The organism is Methylobacterium oryzisoli (assembly GCF_046557895.1).
Lineage (GTDB): Bacteria > Pseudomonadota > Alphaproteobacteria > Rhizobiales > Beijerinckiaceae > Methylobacterium > Methylobacterium oryzisoli.
Map to the genome: position 1 here is coordinate 1 of NZ_JBKIBX010000038.1, position 21,472 is coordinate 21,472.

General features: G+C 72.2%; 18 protein-coding genes. 8 read left to right on the forward strand and 10 right to left on the reverse strand.

Features of this window, described 5'->3' with window-relative positions; translation table 11 throughout:
• Positions 1-128 precede the first annotated feature (128 nt).
• Both ACKUB9_RS26345 and ACKUB9_RS26350 read left to right on the forward strand, forming a co-directional pair.
• On the forward strand, positions 129-983 hold the full coding sequence (locus ACKUB9_RS26345; RefSeq protein WP_407528972.1) for an adhesin: 855 nt from the start codon (positions 129-131) through the stop codon (positions 981-983).
• A gap of 2 nt (positions 984-985) precedes the next feature.
• Complete coding sequence (locus tag ACKUB9_RS26350; protein WP_407528869.1) at positions 986-1,636, forward strand: hypothetical protein; 651 nt, start codon at positions 986-988, stop codon at positions 1,634-1,636.
• Positions 1,637-2,080: 444 nt separating this feature from the next.
• On the opposite strand, the gene oiaK is transcribed toward ACKUB9_RS26350, so the two are convergent.
• From oiaK to ACKUB9_RS26370, 4 genes are all read right to left on the reverse strand, one after another.
• Positions 2,081-3,472, reverse strand: coding sequence for a 3-oxo-isoapionate kinase OiaK (oiaK, locus tag ACKUB9_RS26355; protein ID WP_407528871.1), 1,392 nt, complete (start codon positions 3,470-3,472; stop codon positions 2,081-2,083).
• Positions 3,469-4,713 (reverse strand): ribulose-bisphosphate carboxylase large subunit family protein, encoded by a 1,245-nt coding sequence (locus tag ACKUB9_RS26360; RefSeq protein ID WP_407528873.1) that lies wholly within the window; start codon positions 4,711-4,713, stop codon positions 3,469-3,471. Before ACKUB9_RS26360 ends, oiaK begins: the two co-directional genes overlap by 4 nt.
• 112 nt (positions 4,714-4,825) lie before the next feature.
• Positions 4,826-5,656 (reverse strand): phosphogluconate dehydrogenase C-terminal domain-containing protein, encoded by an 831-nt coding sequence (locus ACKUB9_RS26365; RefSeq protein WP_407528875.1) that lies wholly within the window; start codon positions 5,654-5,656, stop codon positions 4,826-4,828.
• Between the two features lie 23 nt (positions 5,657-5,679).
• Entirely contained in the window at positions 5,680-5,874 is a 195-nt protein-coding gene (locus tag ACKUB9_RS26370; protein WP_407528877.1) for a hypothetical protein, read from the reverse strand.
• Between the two features lie 234 nt (positions 5,875-6,108).
• Between ACKUB9_RS26370 and ACKUB9_RS26375 the strand changes: the two genes are divergently transcribed.
• From ACKUB9_RS26375 to ACKUB9_RS26390, 4 genes are all read left to right on the forward strand, one after another.
• Positions 6,109-6,996, forward strand: coding sequence for a LysR substrate-binding domain-containing protein (locus ACKUB9_RS26375; protein WP_407528879.1), 888 nt, complete (start codon positions 6,109-6,111; stop codon positions 6,994-6,996).
• Positions 6,997-7,215: 219 nt separating this feature from the next.
• A complete protein-coding gene (locus tag ACKUB9_RS26380) occupies positions 7,216-8,517 on the forward strand; it encodes an efflux RND transporter periplasmic adaptor subunit (protein ID WP_407528880.1) in 1,302 nt (433 codons plus the stop codon).
• Between the two features lie 12 nt (positions 8,518-8,529).
• Positions 8,530-11,676 (forward strand): efflux RND transporter permease subunit, encoded by a 3,147-nt coding sequence (locus ACKUB9_RS26385; RefSeq protein ID WP_407528882.1) that lies wholly within the window; start codon positions 8,530-8,532, stop codon positions 11,674-11,676.
• The gene (locus ACKUB9_RS26390) at positions 11,673-13,283 is read left to right on the forward strand and encodes an efflux transporter outer membrane subunit (protein ID WP_407528884.1); all 1,611 of its coding nucleotides are present in this window, start codon (positions 11,673-11,675) and stop codon (positions 13,281-13,283) included. The genes ACKUB9_RS26385 and ACKUB9_RS26390 overlap by 4 nt, the downstream gene beginning before the upstream one ends.
• A gap of 225 nt (positions 13,284-13,508) precedes the next feature.
• Here ACKUB9_RS26390 and ACKUB9_RS26395 read toward each other — a convergent pair whose 3' ends face one another.
• The 4 genes from ACKUB9_RS26395 to ACKUB9_RS26410 form a co-directional block, all read right to left on the reverse strand.
• Positions 13,509-14,372, reverse strand: coding sequence for a PCC domain-containing protein (locus tag ACKUB9_RS26395; RefSeq protein WP_407528974.1), 864 nt, complete (start codon positions 14,370-14,372; stop codon positions 13,509-13,511).
• 2 nt (positions 14,373-14,374) lie between these two features.
• Positions 14,375-15,985, reverse strand: coding sequence for an acyl-CoA synthetase (locus ACKUB9_RS26400; protein WP_407528886.1), 1,611 nt, complete (start codon positions 15,983-15,985; stop codon positions 14,375-14,377).
• 118 nt (positions 15,986-16,103) lie between these two features.
• Positions 16,104-16,706, reverse strand: coding sequence for a ribonuclease HII (rnhB, locus tag ACKUB9_RS26405; RefSeq protein WP_407528888.1), 603 nt, complete (start codon positions 16,704-16,706; stop codon positions 16,104-16,106).
• 7 nt (positions 16,707-16,713) lie between these two features.
• Positions 16,714-17,577, reverse strand: coding sequence for a glycoside hydrolase family 25 protein (locus tag ACKUB9_RS26410; protein WP_407528889.1), 864 nt, complete (start codon positions 17,575-17,577; stop codon positions 16,714-16,716).
• 197 nt (positions 17,578-17,774) lie between these two features.
• Between ACKUB9_RS26410 and ACKUB9_RS26415 the strand changes: the two genes are divergently transcribed.
• Positions 17,775-18,218 carry a DUF488 domain-containing protein gene (locus ACKUB9_RS26415; RefSeq protein ID WP_407528891.1) on the forward strand — a complete coding sequence of 148 codons (444 nt, stop codon included), beginning with the start codon at positions 17,775-17,777 and terminating at the stop codon, positions 18,216-18,218.
• On the opposite strand, the gene ACKUB9_RS26420 is transcribed toward ACKUB9_RS26415, so the two are convergent.
• Both ACKUB9_RS26420 and ACKUB9_RS26425 read right to left on the reverse strand, forming a co-directional pair.
• Positions 18,193-19,296 (reverse strand): glycosyltransferase family 4 protein, encoded by a 1,104-nt coding sequence (locus ACKUB9_RS26420; RefSeq protein WP_407528892.1) that lies wholly within the window; start codon positions 19,294-19,296, stop codon positions 18,193-18,195. The two genes, ACKUB9_RS26415 and ACKUB9_RS26420, sit on opposite strands and share 26 nt — an antisense overlap.
• Positions 19,293-20,186, reverse strand: coding sequence for a UDP-2,3-diacylglucosamine diphosphatase (locus ACKUB9_RS26425; RefSeq protein ID WP_407528894.1), 894 nt, complete (start codon positions 20,184-20,186; stop codon positions 19,293-19,295). Before ACKUB9_RS26425 ends, ACKUB9_RS26420 begins: the two co-directional genes overlap by 4 nt.
• 240 nt (positions 20,187-20,426) lie before the next feature.
• On the opposite strand from ACKUB9_RS26425, the gene ACKUB9_RS26430 reads away from it, so the two are divergent.
• Complete coding sequence (locus ACKUB9_RS26430; RefSeq protein ID WP_407528896.1) at positions 20,427-21,416, forward strand: DMT family transporter; 990 nt, start codon at positions 20,427-20,429, stop codon at positions 21,414-21,416.
• Positions 21,417-21,472 lie beyond the last annotated feature (56 nt).

Below are 21,472 nucleotides of genomic sequence, written 5' to 3' on the forward strand. Positions count from 1 at the left end.
GCGGCCCGGTGGCGCTCGGCAACCTCGCGGCCGGCACGCTGACCGCCACCTCCACCGAGGCCGTCAACGGCAGCCAGCTCTTCGCCACCAACCAAGCCGTCGCCGCCCTGCAATCCGGCGCCGCCGGCATGTTCGTCGTCGGCAATCCCGGCGGGGCGTCGGCACCGGTCGCGTCGGGCAGAGGTGCGGTGGCGGGCGGGTTCGGGGCCGTTGCCTCCGGCGACTCGACGGTCGCGGTCGGCGCGAATGCGCGGGCGACGCAGTTCGGGGCCACGGCCCTCGGTGCGGGCGCCGTGGCCTCGGGCGATCCGACCACGGCCATCGGCTTCAACGCGCAGGCCACCGGCAACGAGGCGTCGGCCTTCGGCGGCCTTGCCACGGCGAGCGCCGACAACACCACGGCCCTCGGCCGCTCGGCGACCGCCTCCGGCACCAACGCGGTGGCGGTCGGCGCCTTCGCGTCGGCAGCATCGGTCAACAGCGTGGCGATCGGCACGGGCGTGGCGACGACGCGCGCCGATCAGGTGGCGATCGGCACGGCCGGCCAGACCTACACGCTGGCCGGCGTGACCTCGGCCCAGAGCCGCGCGGCCCAGACCGGCCCGACGCGGTTCCTGACCAGCGACGCCTCGGGCAACCTCGCCACCTCCACCGTCGGTCCCGGCGATATCGGCGCGCTCGACGGGCGGGTGTCCAACCTGGAGGCCGGGCTCGGCGCGATCGGGCGCTATGCCTACGCGAGCCGGATCGAGGCGCGGCGCGGCATCGCGGCGGTCGCCGCGACCGCTCCCGTCGTGATGCCGTCGGCCCCCGGAAAGACCACCCTGACCGTCAAGGCCTCGAGCTACCGCGGCGAGGTCGGCGGCGGCTTCACCTTCGCCCACCGCCTCGACACGGCCCTGCCGGCCGTCGTCTTCGGCAGCTACTCCACGGGCAGCGGGCGCGAGCACGTCGTGTCGGGCGGTGCCGGCATCGAGTTCTGAGCATGCCTCTCGGTCTGGCGCGCCTCGCCTCGTGCTGCCTGCTCGGGCTCGCCCTCGCGGCGGGTCCGGCCCTGGCGCAACAGAAGCCGGCGGCGGCCCAGGAGGCTCCGGCTCCACGCCCGGCGCAGATCGACCGCAACGGCGTGCTGATCCTGATCCGCTCGACGCTGCTGGCGCTCAACCACGCCAACGAGACCGGCAACTACACCGTCCTGCGCGACTTGGCGGCGCCGGGCTTCAGCACGGCCAACACCGCCGCGCGCCTCGGCGAGATCTTCGCCAGCCAGCGTGCGCAAAAACTCGACCTCTCCGGCGTGGCCGTGCTGGACCCGCAGCTGACCCTGCTGCCGCAGATCGAGGCGAACGGCCTGCTGCACATGGCGGGCTTCTTCCCGTCCGTCCCGAGCCAGGTGAATTTCGAGCTGCTATTCGCCCCCGTCGACGGCCGGTGGCGGGTGTTCGGGATCTCGGTCAACGTCGGCTCCTCGACGCCGGCAGCACCCCTCCCGGCGCAGGCCCAGCCCTCAGCGCCGCAGCCGGACCGCGCCAGAGGTCATGAACCCCCCAGAGCGGCACAACGGCCCGCACCGCGGAAGAACGGCATGCCGGCCAGGAAGCCGGCGGATCACGAGGAGCCGCCCGGCAACCCCTGATCGCCCGGACGGTCTGCGACACCGATCGCCGGTTCGTCACAGAAAGCACTATGATATCAAATGCTTATAGCAGGATCCGATCGCAGCGTCACGGTCCGCGACAGCGTGCTGGCGGGGAGGGTGCACGGGCGTCGGAGGCTTCAGGGGCCTCCTGCGAGACTCCTCGTGTGAACACCTCCGGATGAGGTTGGGGAGGACCTGAAGCTGCAAGGTCAGTCTGACAGGCTCTTGCGTCCCCTTTCCCGGACGAATGAAACGAAGTGGAAGGAGATCCGGGATTCGGTCGAGGATGTGCCGCGAAGCGGCTCTGCTTTCGCACCGGTGCAGACAAACGGACGCTTCGCGACGTCTTTCGCTGGCCCCCGGATCTCCTTCCGCTTCGCTCCAGTCGTCCGGGACAGGGAAGGGATTGGAGCGGACCTGTTCCGCCATTCGAATCTTGCTCTAGCGGCCCGAACCGGACATCTGCGCCCCCGCCCGCAGCAGCGGGAAGAAGTCGGCATCTCCCATCTGGCCGCCCTTCAGAACGATCTCCAGGCCGTCATAGGCAGGGTCATCCGCAGAGGCCCGGCAGAGCGGCGCGCCGGGGCAGAGGCCGGCCGCGACCTCGAGCGCCCGGACGCCGAGCGCCCCCATCACGTCGCCGGAGCTGTCACCGCCCGCCACCGCCACCCGGCGCACGGCCGTCCCGGCGATGATCCGGCGCATCACCTCGGCCAGTGCCGCGCCGACCCGGCGGGCGGCATCGCTGCGGGACAGGCCGGCCCGGGCCGCGAGGGCGTCGAAGCCCGTGACGGCCGGGTCGTCCGGCCCCTCGGCACTGAACACGATCGGGCTCAGCCCGTCGCGGATCGCATCCGACGCGCGCGCCGTCACGCGGGCGATCTCCCCCTCGCGGGTCGCCTCGGGCAGCGCCCGGGCGAGGTCGAGACGCTCGGTCAAGAATCCCGCCTCGCGGGCCCGGGCGAGCTGCGCGGTGGTGACCGGCGAGCAGCTTCCGCTCACGGCGGCGACGACCGGGACAGGGGCGAGGGGCGGCAGGGCGTGTGCCTCCGGGAGCAGGCCCTCCGAGCGCCAGTAGGCCGCGAGCGCGTATTGGAGCCCGGACGACGAGGCGGTGAACACGCCCTCGCCGCGACCCTCCCAGATCAGCCGCCCTGCCTCGATCAGCGTGTCCTCGTCGAGAACGTCGATCAGCACCACCGGCACGTCGTCGCCCTGCAGCGCGGCCCTCCGCTGCGGGCCGGCGCCTCCCTTCAGCGCCACGAAGTCGATCAGCGCGATCCGCCGGTCGGTCTGTTCGGCCAAGTGCCGGGAGAGGTCGGCCTCCCGCATCGGCGTGACCGGATGGCGGGACATGGTGGGATGCCGGTCGAGGCGATGGCCGTGTCCGTCGACCGCGGCGAAGAGAGTGCCGAAGGCCTGATAGCGCTTCAACCGCGGCGCGCCGACGATCATCGGGCTCCAGCGCCCCTTCATCACGCGCACGCCGATGTCGATGGCCCGGCCGATCGAGCCGATCTCCGGCGAGGAATCGAAGGTCGAGCAGACCTTGTAGTGCAGGATCGGCGCACCGTGCCGTGCGAGACCCGAGAAGAGCGCCGGCAGTTCACGGTCCATCCACTCGGGCGAGCGCCCTCGGGAGGAGCCGGCGAGGCCGATGGCGCGGGCGTGCGGGAATCGGCTCAGCCACGCCGCGTCGGGCATGGACAGGAAGAGCACCGTCGGCACGCCGGCCGCCGTCAGCGCCTCCATGGCATCGGTCGAGCCGGTGAAGTCGTCGCCGTAATAGGTGAGGAGCGGGCCGTCGGGCCAGCCGGCCGCCTCCGCACTCATCGCCAGAACTCCAGGGCTTCGCGCAGGGCAGGGCTGGTCTCGGCGGCCCGGGCGAGCGGAACACCGCTGCGGGCCGCCGCCCAGGCGGCCCGGAAGGCCTCGACACCCGCCGACACCCCACCCGGATGGCCGAAGATGCCGCCGCCCGCCGTATGGATGAGGTCGGCGCAGCCGAGCGCCGCGTAGGTGTCGGCGGCTTGCAGTCCGGTCTGGCCCGAGCTGAAGACCGGCATCGCGGTCATGGCGGCGTCCGGGCCGACCGGCGCCAGCACCGCCCGGGCGGCCGCGATCACGCTCGCGTCGGACTCGCTGAACTTGTTGCGCAGGCCGTTGACGTGGAGGTGATCGGCCCCGGCCAGCCGCCAGAGCTGCTGCCAGGGCGCGTAGTCGTAGCCGAGGGCCGGGCAGCGATAGAGCGCTCCCCAGCCGGCCCTGTGGGCGTGGATCGGCACCTGGGAATGGCGACGGAACGCCTGCACGCCGACCAAGCCGACCGAGTTGAGGCACAGCATCACGCAGGTGCCGCCCTCCTGCAGCACGAGGTCGTGGCGGCGGCGCATCTGGTCGAGGTCGCCCGTCAGGTTGAAGGCGACCATCGCCTTCTTGCCGGTCCGATCGGCGTGCGCGTTGACGACGCGCATCACCGCCCGCACGCGGTCGTCGAACGGGCAGCGGGCCCCGTCGGCCTGCAACTCGTCGTCCTTGATGAAATCGATGTCGCCGGCCACCAGCGCGCGGACCTGATCGGCGGTCTCGTCCACCGAGAGGCCGATGCTCGGCTTGATGATCGTGCCGATCAGCGGCCCCTCCGCGACGCCCGACAGGCGCCGCGTCCCCGCGATGCCGAAGCCCGGACCCGCGAAGGGGGCGGTGAACGAGGGGGGCAGGCTCAGCCGCGTGAGGCGCAGGCCCGAGACCGGAGCGAGCTCGAACAGGTTGCCGGCGATGGTCGACCAGAGGTTCGGCAGCGAGGGGCCGAAATTCTCGACCGGCCACGAGAGTTCGAGGAGGGCGCGGGTGTAGCGCCCGGAGGGCTTGGCACCGGGCAGGCTCGGGGACGCGACGGTCTCCAGGATCTCCAGCCGCTCGACCCGCGCGCCGGAGCGCTCCTTCAGTTCCGGCGTCTCATGTGCCAGCGCCACGAAGGTGCCGCTCGACTGCTCGCCGGCGATCACCTCGGCCGTGCGGGCCGGGTCGTCGCCCGTTTCCATCCAGTAGGTCGCGTGGACACGTTCGCGCATCGGGGCCTCGTATGGATTGAAGGCGCGGCGGGGCGCCGCGAACCGCAAAGGCTCATGCGGAGCATCGTCCTGCCGGCGGGGGACGAACGCCGCTCCGCACCGGGTCAGCCACTCAGGTGATGCGCCGGATGCTCTCGGCGATCTCCGCCTCGTCGAGGCAGCCGAGCCAGTCGTCGCGCATCAGCCGCGGCTTGCCGAACTGGATCGCCTTGTTGCAGGCGTCCGAGAACACGCCCGGCACCTCCTTGAAGGTGACGGCCGCCAGGATGTTGAGATGGCCGAGCAGGAAGTCGCGGGCGCACTCCGCCGGCACGCCGCGCCGCACGGTCTCGTCCATCGCCTCGCGCATCACGTCGAGGAGCGTGGCGCAGACCGTCTCGGACAGGCCGGGTTCGAGGAGCGCCATCTGCTCGACGGTGAGACGGTAGGAGCGCAGGATCGGCGCCCAGATCGCCTTGGCGACGCGCTCGCCGAGGTCGAAGGCCTCCTCCGGTCCCTGCATCAGCGCGCTGGTGATCGACTGCTTGGCGGCGATGCCGCCGAAATGGTCGCGCCGGCCCTCGGGCGTGGTCTCGTCGTTGAAGATCGGCGGGTGGCAGGGATGCGTGACGAAGTAGGTCAGGTCGGGCCGCTCCGGCAGGTGGCCGGCGAAGGGCGCGGCGGCGTCGAGGATCACCACCATGGTGCCGGCCCTGAGCTTCGGCGACAGGGCGTGGGAGATCGTGCCGATCAGCGTGTCGGGCACCGCCAGGACCACCACCTCGGCCCCATCGAGGGCGCCGTCGGCGTCGACGCAGTCGAGGCCGAGTTCGTCCTTGAGGCGCTGGCGCCCCGCCTCGCCGACCTCCACGTGGGCGACCCGGAACTCGGAATTCACGAGGTTGCGGGCGAGCCGCACCCCCATCTTCCCGCCGGCCCCGAACAGGGCGATCTTTTCGTTCATGGCGCGTCTCCTCTCGTGCGGTCTCAGGCGGTGCGTGGGGTCGGGGTGGCCGCGGGCTGGGGCGCGCCGCGCCCGATCACGAAGGCGATGATGCCGGACAGCAGCATGAAGCCGCCGACGATCGGCATGGGCAAGGCGCAGGAGCCCGTGGCGTCCTTGACGGCGCCGGTGATGGTGGGGGCGGCGAAGTCAAGCCGATGAACGGCACGAGCCGCCACGCGATCTTGGCGATCGCGCTCTGCTCGACCGTCCGCGGCGCCGGCGTGCCGGGCGTGGACAGGGGCTTCCTCCGGTTCGGCCGGTTCCGGGAAGAAGACCCCAGTCCGGCTGCTCGTATCGCCCCGCGCCTCGCGGAGCGGCCGGAGAGTGGCGGGGCGGCCGGGCCGCAACAATCGATTTGTCCTCCCCTGTTATGAGTTGAACTCACGTCTCTCCCTCGCGCGGGTCCTGCGATGGCTCATAGTCTTCCCTCGCTCGTGGCGCTCCGTGCGTTCGAGGCCGCCGCGCGCCACCGCAGCCTGACCCGGGCCGCCGAGGAGCTGTGCGTGACCCACGGGGCCGTGAGCCGGCACGTGAAGGCCCTGGAGGCGGCCCTCGGCGTGCCTCTGATGCGCCGGGGCGTGCTCTCCTCCGATCCGACCCCCGAGGGGGCGCGCCTCGCCGAGGGCCTGAGCGCCGCCTTCGGCCTGATCGAGGCCACGATCGCCCAGGTCACGCCCGGACCCCTGACCCTGTCGTGCTCGGCCTCGATCATGCTGTGCTGGCTCATTCCGCGGATGCCGGCCTTCCACGCCGCCCACGGCGAGGTCCAGATCGAGCTGAACACGAACTACGACCGGGTCGATTTCAGCCGCGACAGGATCAGCGTGGCGATCCGCAACAGCACGATCCCGGCCCCGCGCGACGCGCTGATCCGCGACCTCGGCCGGGAATGGATCGGTCCGGTCTGCACGCCGGACACGCTGCGGGCCATGGACCTGCGCCGACCGGAGGATCTGAACCGGGCCGTGCTGCTCTCGACCCAGACACGGCCGGAGGCGTGGCGCGACTGGTGCGCCGTCACCGGCTATGCGGGGCCGCCGCTCGAACCCAGGCGGAGCTTCGAGCATTTTTACCTCATGATCCAGGCCGCCGCCTTCGGGCTCGGCGTCGCGGTCGTCCCGCACATGCTGGTGATCAGCGAGGTGAAGGCCGGCCGCCTCGTGGCACCGTTCGGCTTCGTGCCGGGCCAGCGCCAGCTCAAGCTCTGGATCGCCAGCCATCTCGGCGACCGTCCCGACCTGCGCGCGCTCGAGCGCTGGCTTTCGGCCGAGATGCGCTCGATCGTGCCGGAAGGATAGGGCGGCGCCGGCGGAAGGCCGGCGGTCGCCCGACCGAGGGCGCCCCAGGGTCGCGGCGCGCCCGTCACGGTCTCCCGCTTTCCGGCTCCGCCGCCCCGTTATGCCTTGAAAAAGCACCATCCCGCCCTTCCCTTGCGTGAAGCGCAGCCGTAGCGAGGTGCGGCGGGCCGGATCAGCATCGTGCCCGGCTCCATCAGACGAGCGACTCTCAAGACACCGATGGACGTCCGCAGCCCCCCGGAGACCGATGCGCCGCCGACAGGCCGGCCGCGCCGCTGGCTCGTCCTGACCGGCCTCGCCGTCGCGGCGGGGCTGGGGATCGCCGTCGCGGTGGTCCCGCAGCTGCGCGAGGCCGCCGCGACGCTTTTCGCCGGCTGGCAGAGCCCGGCCCCCTCACCGAAGGGCGAGGCGGCCGCTTCGGCCCCCGCAGGGGAGCGGGTGTTTCGTCCCACCCGGCAGCAGCGGGCCAGCTTCGGGATCCGCCCGATCGCGACGGCGAATTTCCGCCCCGCGGACATGGCCGAGGGCCGCATCGCCCTCAACGAGGACAACAACGTCCCGGTGGCCGCCCCCTATGCGGGCCGCGTCACCAAGGTGCTGGCCCGCGCGGGCGAGGAGGTGAGGGCCGGGGACATCCTGCTGAGGCTGGAGGCCGCCGACATGGTCCAGGCGCAGAACGACTACCAGGCGGCCCTGAACACCCTGCAGAAGCAGCAGGCGCTCTTGAAGCTCGACCAGACCATCGCGGCCCGCCAGCAGGAGCTGTTCGCCGCCAGGGCGGTCGCCCTGAAGGATTACCAATCCGCCCAGAACGACGTGATCGCCGCCCAGAGCGACCTGAGGACCGCGGAGGCCGCCGCCGACGCGGCCCGGAACCGCCTGCGGCTCCTGGGCAAGTCCGACGCCGAGATCGCGAGCTTCGAGAAGAGCGGCCGCCTCGGCTCCGAGGTGGAGATCCGCGCCCCGATCGCCGGCACCATCGTCCAGCGCAAGGTCGGGGTCGGCCAGTACCTCTCCTCGTCGAGCGACCCGGCCTTCGTGATCGGGGATCTCTCGACGGTGTGGCTGATCGCCAACGTCCGCGAGAGCGAGGTGCCGCAGATCCGGCTCGGCCAACCCGTCGAGGCGCGGGTCACGGGCTTTGGCGACCGCGTGTTCAAGGCGCGCGTCGACTACATGGCCGCGAGCCTCGATCCGGCCACGCGCCGGCTGGCGGTGCGCAGCGAGGTCGAGAACCCGGACCGGGTCCTGCGGCCCGAGATGTTCGCGGCCTTCACCATCATCACCGGCCCGGTGCAGCCCTCGCCCGCCGTCCCGCTCGCCGCGATCGTCTACGAGGGCGCCGACGCGCATGTCTGGATCGCGCGCCCCGACGGCACCATCGCGGCCCGACGGGTCAGGATCGGCCTGATCGACGGCGACACCGCGCAGGTGGTCGAGGGCGTCGAGGCGGGCGAGCAGATCGTCACCCGCGGCGCCCTGTTCATCGACCGGGCCGCCTCCGGCGACAAGGCCTCGTGAGGCGCCGCGCGCATGAACAGCCTGACCGTCTTCGCCCTGCGCCAGCGCGTCCTGGTGGTCCTGGGTTTCCTGGTGATGCTCGCGCTCGGCTACGCGAGCTACCTGCAGCTCAACATCGAGGCCTATCCGGACCCGGTCCCGCCGCTCGTCGACGTGATCACCCAGAGTCCCGGCCAGTCGGCGGAGGAGATCGAGCGCTACATCACGATCCCGATCGAGGTGCAGCTCGCCGGCATTCCGAACGCGACGGTGGTGCGCACCATCTCGCTGTTCGGCCTGTCCGACGTGAAGGTGCAGTTCAACTACAACTTCACCTACGAGGAGGCGCTGCAGCGGGTCCTCAACCGGCTCTCGCAGTTGCCGCCCCTCCCCAACGGCGCGCAGCCGCAGATCTCGCCGACCAGCCCCGTCGGCGAGATCATGCGCTACAAGCTCGTCGGACCGGCGGGGTTTTCCTCGGCCGACATGAAGACCCTGCAGGACTGGGTCCTGCAGCGCCGCTTCAAGGCGGTCCCCGGCGTGGTCGACGTCACCGCCTTCGGCGGCAAGGCCAAGGAATACGAGGTCGCGGTCGACCTGAACCGGCTGCAGGGCCTCGGCATCACCCTGGTGCAGCTCGTCACCGCGCTCGGCAACGCCTCGATCAACGTCGGCGGCCAGACGCTCAACGTGGGCGAGCAGGCGGCCGTGGTGCGCGGGATCGGCCTCATCCGCGACGTGGACGACATCCGCGACACGATGCTCACCCAGGTGAACGGCGTGCCGGTGCTGGTGCGGGACGTGGCGGAGGTGCGCGTCTCGCACGCGCCGCGCCTGGGCATCGTCGGGCAAGACGACGACGGCGACATCGTCGAGGGCATCGTCCTGATGAGCCGCGGCGGCCAGAGCCTGCCGACGCTCAAGCGCGTCGAGGCGGAGATCGACAAAATCAACGGCTCGGCGCTCCTGCCGCCCGGCGTGAGGATCGTGCGGATCTACGACCGCTCCGAGCTGATCCACACCACCACCCACACGGTGATGCACAACCTCGTCTTCGGCGTGGTGCTGGTCTTCGTGGTCCAGTGGATGTTTCTCGGCTCCCTGCGCAGCGCCATCATCGTGGCGGCGACGATCCCCTTCGCGCTCGGCTTCGCCATCATGATCATGGTGCTGCGCGGCGACTCGGCCAACCTGCTCTCGCTCGGCGCGATCGATTTCGGCCTGATCGTCGACGCCACCGTCATCATGGTCGAGAACATCTTCCGGCACCTCGCCGAGCCGCAGCACGCGGAGGGACGGGCGGCGCCGGGCGGCCTCACCGGGCGGCTCGGCGCCATCGCGGTCGCCGGCGCCGAGGTGAACCGGGCGATCTTTTTTTCGGCCACGATCATCATCGTCGGCTTCCTGCCGCTCTTCACGATGACCGGCGTCGAGGGCCACATCTTCGGGCCGATGGCCAAGACCTACGCCTACGCGCTGGTCGGCGGCCTCCTCGCCACCTTCACGGTCTCGCCCGCGCTCTCGGCGATCATCCTGCCCGGGCGCGTGGAGGAACGCGACACCCTGATCGTGCGGCTCCTGCGCGCCGGCCACGCCCTCGTCCTCCGGGTCGGCCTGCGCAACCGCCTGCTGGCGGTCGGCGCCATGCTGGCGGTCCTGCTCGCCTCGGGGCTGGCCGCGTCGCATCTCGGCCTCGAATTCCTGCCGCGGCTGGAAGAAGGCAATCTCTACGTGCGCGGCACCATGCCGGCCTCGGTCTCGCTGGAGACCGGCAACGCCCACGTCCAGCGCCTGCGCACGATCTTCCAGGAGGTGCCGGAGGTCGTCACCGTCATCTCGCACCAGGGCCGCCCGAACGACGGCACCGACGCCACCGGCTTCTTCAACGTCGAGATCCTGGCGCCCTTGAAGCCGATCGACCGATGGCGCAAGGGCCTCGACAAGGAGACCCTGATCCGGGATCTCTCGAAGCGCCTCGCCGAAGAATTTCCGGGCATCGAGTTCAATTTCTCCCAGTACATCGAGGACAACGTCCAGGAGGCGGCCTCGGGCGTGAAGGGCGAGAACTCCGTCAAGATCTACGGCAACGACCTCGCGCAGATCACCAGGACGGCCGACGCGGTCAAGGCGGTGCTCGCCACGGTGCCGGGCGTCACCGACCTCGCGGTCTTCGCCTCGCTCGGGCAGCCGACCGTCGAGATCGACGTGGACCGGCGCAAGGCGGCCCGGTTCGGCCTGTCGATCAGCGACGTCAACACCACGGTCGCGACGGCGATCGGCGGCCAGAATGCGGGCGACCTCTACGAGTACGGCTCGGACCGCCACTTCCCGATGCGGGTCCGGCTCGCGCCGCGCTACCGCTCCTCGCTGGAGACGATCCGCAACATCACGGTCGGCGCGCAGAACCCGAACGGTGGGGTGGTGCAGGTGCCGCTGTCCGAGATCGCGACCGTCTCGCTCGTCTCGGGCGCCGCCTTCATCTACCGCGAGAACCAGGAGCGCTACATCCCGGTCAAGTTCTCGGTGCGCGGGCGCGACCTCGGCGGCGCGGTGATCGAGGCGCAGGCCCGCGTCGCGGCGGAGGTGGAGCTGCCGCCGGGCTACCGCCTCGAATGGGTCGGCCAGTTCACCAACCTGAAGGAGGCGGTCGCCCGCCTCGGCGTGGTCGTGCCGGTCACGCTGCTGCTGATCGCGCTGCTCCTGTTCGTCAACTTCGCCTCCCTCACCGACATGCTGCTCACCCTGTCGGTGATCCCGATGGCGATGATCGGCGGCATCTTCGCGCTGTTCCTCACCGACACGCCGTTCTCGATCTCGGCGGCGATCGGCTTCATCGCGCTGTTCGGCATCTCGACCATGGAGGGCGTGATCCTGCTCGCCTACTACAACCAGCTCCTCGACGGGGGCTGGGAGCGCGCGCGCGCCGTCCGGCAGGCCGCGACGGTGCGGATGCGCCCGGTGATGATGACCTGCGTCGCCGCCTGCGTCGGCCTGCTGCCGGCCGCAATCTCCACCGGCATCGGCTCGCAGGTCCAGAAGCCGCTGGCCCTGGTCGTGGTGGGCGGCATCCTGCTGGCGCCGAACCTGATCCTCGTCGTGCTCCCCGTCCTGATCTCGCTGTTTTCCCGGCGGCGGACGAACGCCGGAGCGCGACCCGCGGGCGAGAGGGCCGCCGCATGACGCGACACCACCAGGGCACGCGCGGCGAAGGGCCGGTCGCCCCCCGCCTTCGCCGAGGAACCCGGAACCGCCCGGGGCGTCGGCTCGTCCGGCTGGCGGGGTCCTGTCTGCTCGCGGCGGCGTTGTGCGGCCCGCTCGCGGCCTGCATGGTGGGGCCGGACTACGTGCCGCCGGCCGATCCGCCGGTCTCCCGCTACACGCGCGAGCCGCTGGCGAACCCGAGCGCGGCCGACAGGCTCCGCACGCACCACGGCGGGTCGGCCGACCAGAGCTTCGTGGCCGGCGCGGACATTCCGGGGCAGTGGTGGCAGCTCTTTCGCTCGAAGGCGCTCAACCGCCTCGTCGAGGAGGCGCTCGCCCACAATCCGACCCTCGACGCGGCCCAGGCCTCGCTGCGCATCGCGCGCCAGACCGTGCTCGCCCAGCGGGGCACGCTCTACCCGACCCTGAGCGCCAACCCGCAGGCCCTCGGCGCGAAGGCGCCGGGCCTCGACCTGCAATCCCCGCTGCAGGCCTCGGACCAGTACCTCTACAGCCTCTACACGCCGCAGGTGGTCGTGTCGTTCAGCCCGGACGTGTTCGGCGGCAACCGCCGCCAGATCGAGGCGCTGGAGGCCGAGGCCGAGACCCAGCGCTTCCAGCTCGAAGCGGCCTATCTGAGCCTCACCGCCAACGTCGTGACGGCGGCGATCCAGGAGGCCGCCCTGCGCGCCCAGATCGACGCGACGAAGCGCGTGATCCAGGCCCAGACCGAGATCCTCGACCTCTACAACAAGCAGCTCAGGCTCGGGCAGATCGCGGGCGCCGACGTCGTGCAGCAGCAGGCCGCGCTCTCCCTGTCGCAGCAATTGCTGCCGCCGCTGGAGAAGCAGCTCGCCCAGCAGCGCAACCTGCTCACCGCCCTCACCGGACGGTTTCCGAGCGAGGAGATCGGCCAGACCTTCACCCTGAAGGCGCTGCGCCTGCCGACGCGGCTGCCGGTGAGCCTGCCGTCCCGGCTGGTGCAGCAGCGCCCCGACGTCAGGGCGGCCGAGGCGCAGGTGCGGGCGGCGAGCGCCAGCGTCGGCGTCGCCGTCGCGAACCGCCTGCCGCAATTCGCCATCACGGCGACCGCCGGGTCGAGCGCGGTGCGCCTGGCCCAGCTCGCCGATCCGGGGGCCGCCTTCTTCACGATCATCGGCCAGGCGACGCAGCCGATCTTCGACGCCGGCACCCTCTACCGGCGCCAGCGCGCCTCCGAGGAGGCGCTGGCCCAGGCCCAGGCCCAGTACCGGGCGACGGTCATCGCGGCCTTCCAGAACGTCGCCGACAGCCTACGGGCGCTGCAGGCCGACGCCCGCGCGGTGGCGGCGGCCGAGGCCGCCGAGAGGGCGACCGGCGAGAGCCTCGCCCTCGTGCGCAAGCAATACGCGGCGGGCGCCGTCAACGGCACGCAGGTGCTGATCGCCCAGCAGAGCTACCTCTCGGCCCTCGTCACCTCCGCGGGCGCGCGGGCGACCCAGTACGCCGACACGGCGGCCCTGTTCCAGGCCCTCGGCGGCGGCTGGTGGAACCGCACCGACGTGGCGCCACCCCCGCCGGAGACCGACCCGGCGAAGTTTCTCTGACCACGGTTCACGACCGGTGAACACGGCCATGCCTTGCGGTGGAACAGGCCCGCTCCAACCCCCTTTCCCGGATCTCCTTCCGCTTCGCTCCAGTCGTCCGGGAAAGGGGCGGGTGCAGGCCTGATCGACTGAGTTGGTCAACATATCCCACTCAAGGACTGCATCCGGTGGATCTCGCAGGAGGCCTCCTGATGGCTCCGACACGCTCGCCCTATCCCGAACGGGTCAGGCCGGCATCGCCTCCAGGCACAGCTCGAAGGTGATGCAGGCCGCGTTCGCGCCGCGCGCGAGCACGCCCTCGTGGATGGCGCCGTCGACATCCACCACCGCGATGTCGAGATGGGCCACGGGCGCCCCGTCCGGCCCGGGCCGCACCGCGCCCTCGCGGATCAGCACCTCGCTGGCATCGGTCGGGATCACCCGGCCGTCCGCGAAGACCGGGCGCACGATGCTGCCGAGGCCGCGCACGCGCGCGGCCGGCAGGCCGTGCGTCCGGCAGGCCGCCTCGATCGCGGCGAAGACCTCTTCGTTGGGCTGGAGCTTGAGGAGGAGGCAGCCCGGCCCCGCCGCCTCCCGCCCGCCCGCCGGGGTGAAGAGCGAAAAATTGGTCTCCGGGTCCGGCTCGACCCGCCATGCGGCGTCCGGGGTGGCGAAGGCCTCGGCCCGGGCGGGCGCACGCACCACCACCTCGGCGGGCAGCAGGTGGCCGGCGCGGCGGCGCCCGTCGGCCTCGGTCCAGATCCCGTGCACGTGCAGGAACGGCGCGCCGTCGCGCTCGCCGTAGGTGACGCTCGCCCGCTCCAGCCGCGTCTCGCCCGCGGGCCGGAAGGTCTCGCTGTAATAGGCGGCGAAGCGCGGGTCGGCCGAGAGGGCCGGCATCACGTAGGCGAAGGGGGCGAAGGATCCGCCCGCGAGCTCCACCACGCCGCCCCGCAGGCCGGCCTCCCGCAGGGGCCCGGCCACCGCGTCGAGCAGGGTGCGCCCCTCGGCCAGCGCGAAGGCGAGGCGCGCCGGCTCACCTCCGGCGGAAAGCCAGCGCTCGGCCCGCGCCGGCCCGGGCTGGGCGAGGCGGCTCGGCTCGGGGAGCATGGTCAAGGCTTTCCGGCGAGGGGCAGAGGGGCGAGGGGGAGAAGGCCCGCCGCCTCCAGATCCTCGCGCACCATCCTCTTGGTGATTTTGCCGTAGCCGGATTTCGGCAGGGCGGGGCGGATGAAGACCCGGCGCGGCAGCTTGTAGCGCGCGACCTTGTCGGCGAGGTAAGCGGCCAGTTCCTCCTCGCCGAGCGCCGCGCCCTCGCGCAGGACGAGGACCGCGATCCCGATCTCGCCCCAGGTCGGATCGGGCACGCCCAGCACCGCCGTCTCGGCCACCGCCGGATGGGTGAGGATCTTTTCCTCGATCTCCCGCGGGTAGATGTTCGACCCGCCCGAGATGTACATGTCGGAGGCGCGGCCCGTGATGGTGAGGAAGCGCTCCGCGTCGAGGAAACCGAGGTCGCCGGTGCGGAACCAGCCGTCGCGGAACGCGTCCGCATTGGCCTTGGGGTTGTTCCAGTAGCCCGCGAAGACGGCGGGGCCGCAGACGCAGATCTCGCCCTGGGTGCCGGCCGGGACCTCGCGCCCTTCCGCGTCCTGGATCTGCACCTCCATGCCGGTGCGCTCGATGCCGCAGGTGCCGACCCGCACGCCCGGGCCGTCCTCCGCCTCGTGCAGCGCGGGCGGCAGCACCGTGATGTTCCCGGTCACCTCGCCGAGGCCGAAATACTGCACCAGCACCGGGCCCAGCGTGCGCAGCGCCCGCTTCTGGTCCTCCCGGTACATCGGCGCGCCGGCATAGATCACGTAGCGCAGGGAGGTATGGTCGTGCCGCGCCACGGCCGGATGCTCGACCATCAGCTTCAGGATGGTGGGCACCGTGAACAGGTTGGTGACCCGGTGGCGCTCGATCAGCGCCCAGACCTCGCCGGCATCGAAGCGGTCGCCCTCCGGCAGCACCGTCGTCACCGCGCGGGCGACCTGGGTGAGCGCGTGGATGCCCGCCCCGTGCGAGAGCGGCGCCACCACGAGCGAAACATCGCCCTCCGGCGTCGTGCCCGGCATCAGGTCGCAGAGGTGGTTGGTGATCACGAAGGCCATCTGGCCGTGGGTGAGCACCGCGGCCTTCGGCTTGCCGGTGGTGCCGGAGGTGTAGAAGAACCAGCACGGGTCGTCGTGCTCCACCGCGGCGTTGGCCACGCGCCCGCCCTCGCCGGCGAACAGGCCCTCGTAGGGCTCGCCCTCCGCCGGCCCCTCGCCCAGCGTCACGACGAGACCGAGATCCGGGCAGGCGGCCCGCACCGCCGCCACGTGGGCCGGGTTGTCCGCCTGGCACAGGAAGGCCCGGGCGCCCGATTGCTGCGCCAGGTAGGCGACGTCGTCCGGCATCAGGCGGTGGTTGGTCGGCACGAACACGGCCCCGAGCCGGAAGGCCGCGTACATGATCTCAAGGATCGGGTTGCCGTTGCGGGCGTGCACGAGGAGCCGGTCGCCCTTGGCGATGCCGCGGGCGGCCAGTGCGCCGGCGAGGTGCGACACGCGCGCGTCGAAGTCGCGCCAGGTCCAGGTCCGGCCGCCCCAGTCGATGGCGATGCGCGCGGGATGGCGCTCGGCCGCCTGCGTGAGGGCGTGGGCGAGGTTCATCACCCGGCGGGACATCGGGGTCATCGGGGCGCCTCCCGGTTGGCGGTTGCTCGTGTCGGCCGCGGCCGGCGCCGCGTGCGCGCAGGCTTACGCAGCTTCGGGGGCGCGCGCCACGGCCGGCCTCAGGAAAAGTGGTGCGGCCTCACGGGCCGTCGGCGAGCCGGAAGCTGCGGCGGTGGTGGGGCGAGAGCCCCTGGCGGCGCATCGCCGCCCGGTGCAGGGCGGTGCCGTAGCCGGCATTGCGCTCCCAGGCATAGGCCGGGTGGCGGGCCGCCAGCACGGCCATCAGGCGGTCGCGCAGCACCTTGGCGAGGATCGAGGCGGCGGCGATCTGGGGCACGAGGCGCTCGCCGCCGATCACCGCGTGCACCGGCCCGTCGAGGCCCGGCGGCACGTCGCGCCCGTCCACCGCCACGGGCGCGTCGAGGCCGAGCCGCCGCACGCTGCGGCGCATGGCGTCGAGGGTCGCGGCGCGCACGTTGATGCGGTCGATGAGCCCCCGCGAGGCCCCCGCATACGCGTAGGCCGCGCAGGCGCGGATCTGCGGCGCCAGCCGGGCGCGCGTTGCCGCATCGAGCCGCTTGCTGTCGTCGAGGGAGGCCAGCAGGTCCGGGGGCAGGGCGGCGGGATCGAAGTGCACCGCCGCCACGATGACCGGGCCGCAGAGCGCGCCGCGGCCGACCTCGTCGCACCCGGTCACGACCGGGTAGCGGGCGGCCTGTGCCGGGTCGAACGGCCCCGTCACTCGCCCGTCACTTGTCGGTGCACAGCCCCGCGGCGGCGAGCTGGCGGTGGTGGCGCGGGTCGCAGTCGGTGGCCAGGAACGAAGCCCATTCGGCCTTGGTGCCGTAGAAGGCGTTGCGGTCGACGTCGCCGCGCACGCCCGGCACGCGGCCCGTGGAGGTGAACTGCCAGAGCATCCAGCGCCGGTTGGCGTAGCGCTGCTCCGGCTCGGCGGCGGTGGAGCGGACCCAGTGCGGGTAATCCTCCAGCTCGCCCTCCAGCACGTCCTTGTGGAAGGTGATGTCGGTGTAGATGATCGGGCGCTTGCCCGTGTAGGCCTCCATCTCGCGCAGCATGTACTGCGTCATCGCGAGCGCCTGGGCCTTCGGCAGCTTCTTCGGGCACTTGGCCGAGTGGCCGTTCCACTCGACGTCGAGGACGGGGGGCAGCGCGGTCGGATCGTTCGGGACGTTGCGCTTGAACCAGTCCATCTGCTCCTCGGCGGAGCGGCACCAGAACACGAAGTGGTAGGCGCCCCGCGGCACGCCGGCCCGGCCCGCCCCGTGCCAGTTCTCAAGGAAGCGCTCGTCGAGGTGGTCGCCGCCCTCGGTGGCCTTGATGTAGGCGAACTGCGTGCCGGCGCTGCGCACGGAGGCCCAGTCGATCGGCCCCTGCCACTTCGACACGTCGATGCCGTGGATCGGGTGCTGCTTGGCGCGGGCGACGCCCGGATGGGGCTTCACGTCGCCCTTGGTGGGGTAGAAGTCGGCGGTGCCCGCGCAGGCGGCGAGCAGGGCGAGGCTCGCGGCCGCGGCGGAGCGGCGCGCCCAGACGAGACCGCGCGTGGCAAGACCGCGCTTGGCGAGGGGAAGGGACTTCGGCTCCAGCGGCATCGACGCGCGACCTGAATAGACGCAGAACACTATGGCTAAGCGATGCAGCGGGGCCGGTTAATGAAGGCTTGACGGTAACGGCGCCGAATTCGGGAATGCGTTGCGGCAGGGACACATACGGGGGCCGGGGCCGCGCGCGAGGGCTCGGCCGCCGGGCCTAAGCGGCGGCGGCAGCACGGCTTTGGCCGGGAGGCGACGTGGAGAAGGTTCTGTTCACCATCGGGTACGAAGGCGCGGATTCGGAGCGGTTCGTGGGCGCGCTCGCGGGGGCGGGGGTGGCCACCCTCGCGGATGTGCGGGCGGTGGCGCTGTCGCGCAAGCGCGGCTTCTCGAAGAGCGCCCTGCGCGAGCGGCTGGCGGAGGCGGGGATCGGCTACGACCACCTGCGGGCGCTCGGCACCCCGAAGGCCGGGCGCGAGGCGGCCCGGGCCGACGACGCGGCGCTGATGCGCCGCATCTACTGCGAGGAGGTGCTGGACACGGGCGCGGGCGCGCAGGCCCTCGACGGCCTCGCGGCGCTGGCCGCGCGCGGCCCGACCTGCCTCCTGTGCTTCGAGCGCGATCCGGAGCGCTGCCACCGGCGGGTGCTTAGCCAGCGGATGGCGGCGCGGGGGTTCAGGATCGTGGATCTGTTCGCGTGAGGGGCTCCGTGCCGCCGACGCCGAGGGGCGCGCGGCCGAACCGGCGCACCGGGCGCGGCACGCCGGCCTGCGCGTGGGCGGTCTCGATGTTGGCGTAGAATTGCCGGGCGCTCTCCGCCCAGGTGTAGCGCAGGGCCTCCTGCCGGCAGGTGTTTCGCGGGATCGCGAGGCTGGCGAGCGCCGCGGCGCGCAGGTCGGCGTCGAGCACGCCCGCGCCGGTGCCCCCCACCACGTCGAGGGGACCGGTGACCGGGTAGGCCGCCACCGGCAGGCCGCAGGCGAGGGCTTCGAGGAGCACGATGCCGAAGGTGTCGGTGAGGCTCGGAAACACGAAGACGTCGCAGGCCGCGTAGAGCCGCGCCAGGTCCTCGCCCGTGCGGGTGCCGAGGAAGCGGGCCGCCGGCGCGAGGGCTTCGAGCCGCGCCCGGTCGGGACCGTCGCCGACCACCACCTTCGTGCCCGGGAGATCGAGGCCGAGGAAGGCCGCGACGTTCTTCTCCACCGCCAGCCGCCCGACGAACAGGAAGAGCGGGCGGGGCAGACCGTCGAGCGCCGCCACCGGCTCGTCGCGGGGCCGGAACAGCTCCGTGTCGACCCCGCGCGTCCAGCGCATCAGGTTGGAGAATCCCCGGCCCGCCAGCTCCCGCTCCAGGGAGGGTGTGCTCACCATCGTGCCGCTCGCCGCCCCGTGGAAGCGGCGCAGCCACGCGTAGGACCATGCCTGTGGCACCGGCGCCCGGGCGGCGAGGTATTCGGGGAAGCGGGTGTGGTAGCTCGTGGTGAAGGGCTGCCCGCGGGCGAGGCAGACCCGGCGGGTGGCGAGCCCGATCGGCCCCTCGGTGGCGATGTGGACGTGGGTGGGCGCGAGGTCCGGCCAGCGCGCCGCCACGCCCCGGGCGGTCACCAGCGAGAGCCGGATCTCGGGGTAGAAGGGCAGCGGCACCGAGCGGAAGGCGCGGGGGGTGAGCAGCGTCGGGGCGCAGCCGAGGCGGCGGCCCGCCTCCGCCATGTGCTCCAGGGAGCGCACCACCCCGTTGACCTGCGGATGCCACGCATCGGTGGCGACGAGGAGCCTCACGCGACGGCCCGCCGTCCCGCCGGCCCGAGCACCTGCGCGGCGCTCTGCGCCCCGGCGGGCACGGGCGCTCCGGCCGGGACGGGCGGCCCGGCCGGCACGGGCGGGATGGGCGGCGAGAGGGGCGCCGCGGCGGCCTGCTCGGTGAAGCGGATCACCTCCATGCGCCCGTCGTAATGCTCGACGATGGCGGTGCAGGATTCCACCCAGTCGCCCGTGTTGAGGTAGTGCAGGCCGTCGATGTCGCGGCTCGCCGCGTGGTGGATGTGGCCGCAGATCACTCCGTCGGCCCCGAGCCGCCGCGCCTCGGCGGCGAGCAGTTCCTCGAAGCGGCTGATGAAGTTGACGGCGTTCTTGACCCGGAGCTTGGCCCAGGCGGAGAGCGACCAGTAGGTCAGGCCGAGCCGGCGGCGCACCCGGTTGAGGTGGGTGTTCACGAACAGGGCCGCCTCGTAGGCGCCGTCGCCCAGGAAGGCCAGCCACTTGGCGTGCCGCATCACGAGGTCGAACTGGTCGCCGTGGATGACGAGGTAGCGCTTGCCGTCCGCGGCCTCGTGCAGCACCTGATCCTGCACCTCGATGCCGCCGAAATGCATGTCGAGGAAGTCGCGCAGGAACTCGTCGTGGTTGCCCGGCACGTAGACGAGGCGCGAGCCCTTGCGGACCTTGCGCAGGAGCTTCTGCACCACGTCGTTGTGGGCCTGCGGCCAGTACCAGCCCGAGCGCAGCTTCCAGCCGTCGACGATGTCGCCGACGAGGTAGATCTCGTCGGCATCGACCTCGCGCAGGAAGTCGAGCAGCAGCTCGGCCTGGCAGCCCTTCGTGCCGAGATGGATGTCGGACAGGAAGAGCGTGCGCACGCGAAGCGCGTCGGCGTCGTCGGCCACGGGCATCTCCTTGGCGTCGTCGCCCGCCAGCCAAACCTTATTCGCGTATCACTTTGATGACGCCGGCCGGGACGCGCCGGAGAGCCGCCGGGAGAACGGCCGGCCGTTAGGAGGCGGTTAATCCGATCATGCGGATGCTGCAGGGCAGCATTCCGCCTGGGCCGCTGGCTCGGCCGTGGCGGGCATGCTTGGTGAGGTCCGGCGCCCCGTCCGGGCCGCTTCACTCCCTTGCAACCGGCACGGATCATGGCAGCCCCCGGCGTCCTCTCCCAGCGGCCCGCTCCCGGGGACCAGACCTCCGCGCGCCCGGCCTCGGCGGGCCGGCCGTATCTCGGCATCGGGCTCAAGGTCCTGTCGGCGCTCACCTTCACGCTGATGTCGGCGGGGGTGAAGAGCCTCGCCGACCGCTTTCCCACCGGCGAGATCGTCTTCTTCCGCTCCGCCTTCGCGATCCTGCCGCTGCTCATCTGGCTCGGCTGGCAGGGCGGGGTGGCCGCGGCGGTGCGCACGCGCAACCTGCGCGGACACGTGCTGCGCAGCATCATCGGGGCCGCCGGCATGTTCGCGGGCTTCGCCGGCCTCTCTTTCCTGCCGCTCTCGGACGCGGTGGCGATCGGCTACGCCTCGCCGCTCCTCGTGGTGGTGCTGGCCGCGCTGGTGCTGCGCGAGCGGGTGCAGGGCTACCGCTGGGCCGCCGTGGTGGTGGGCTTCCTCGGCGTGCTGATCATGCTGGCGCCCCACCTCGACCTCGGGTCGGGCGGGGCCTCGGGCTCGGTCGGCGTGCTGTTCGCGTGCCTCGCGGCGGTCTGCACGGCGGCGGCGACCATCCAGGTGCGCCGGCTGACCCAGACCGAGCGCACCGGCGCGATCGTGCTCTACTTCTTCCTGTTCACGGCCCTGCTCGGCCTCTCGACCCTGGTGCTGGGCTGGCGGATGCCGACGCTGTTCGAATTCGGCCTGTTCGTGCTCGTCGGCATCCTCGGCGGCATCGGCCAGATCCTGCTCACCGAGAGCTACCGCTACGGCGACGCCTCGCTGGTGGCGCCCTTCGAGTACACCACGATGCTGTGGTCGCTGCTGATCGGCTGGTTCGTGTTCGGGCAGTTGCCGCAGGCGGCAGTGGCGCTCGGCGGGGTGATCGTGGCGGCGGCGGGCGTGTTCACGGTCTGGCGCGAGCGCCGCCTCGTGCTGGAGCGCGCCCGGGAGGCCGCGGCCGGCGGCGCGCGGGCGGGCTGAGTCCCTTCGGCGCGGGTCCCTTCGGCGCGAGACCTTTCGGCCGAGGGGCAGGCGCC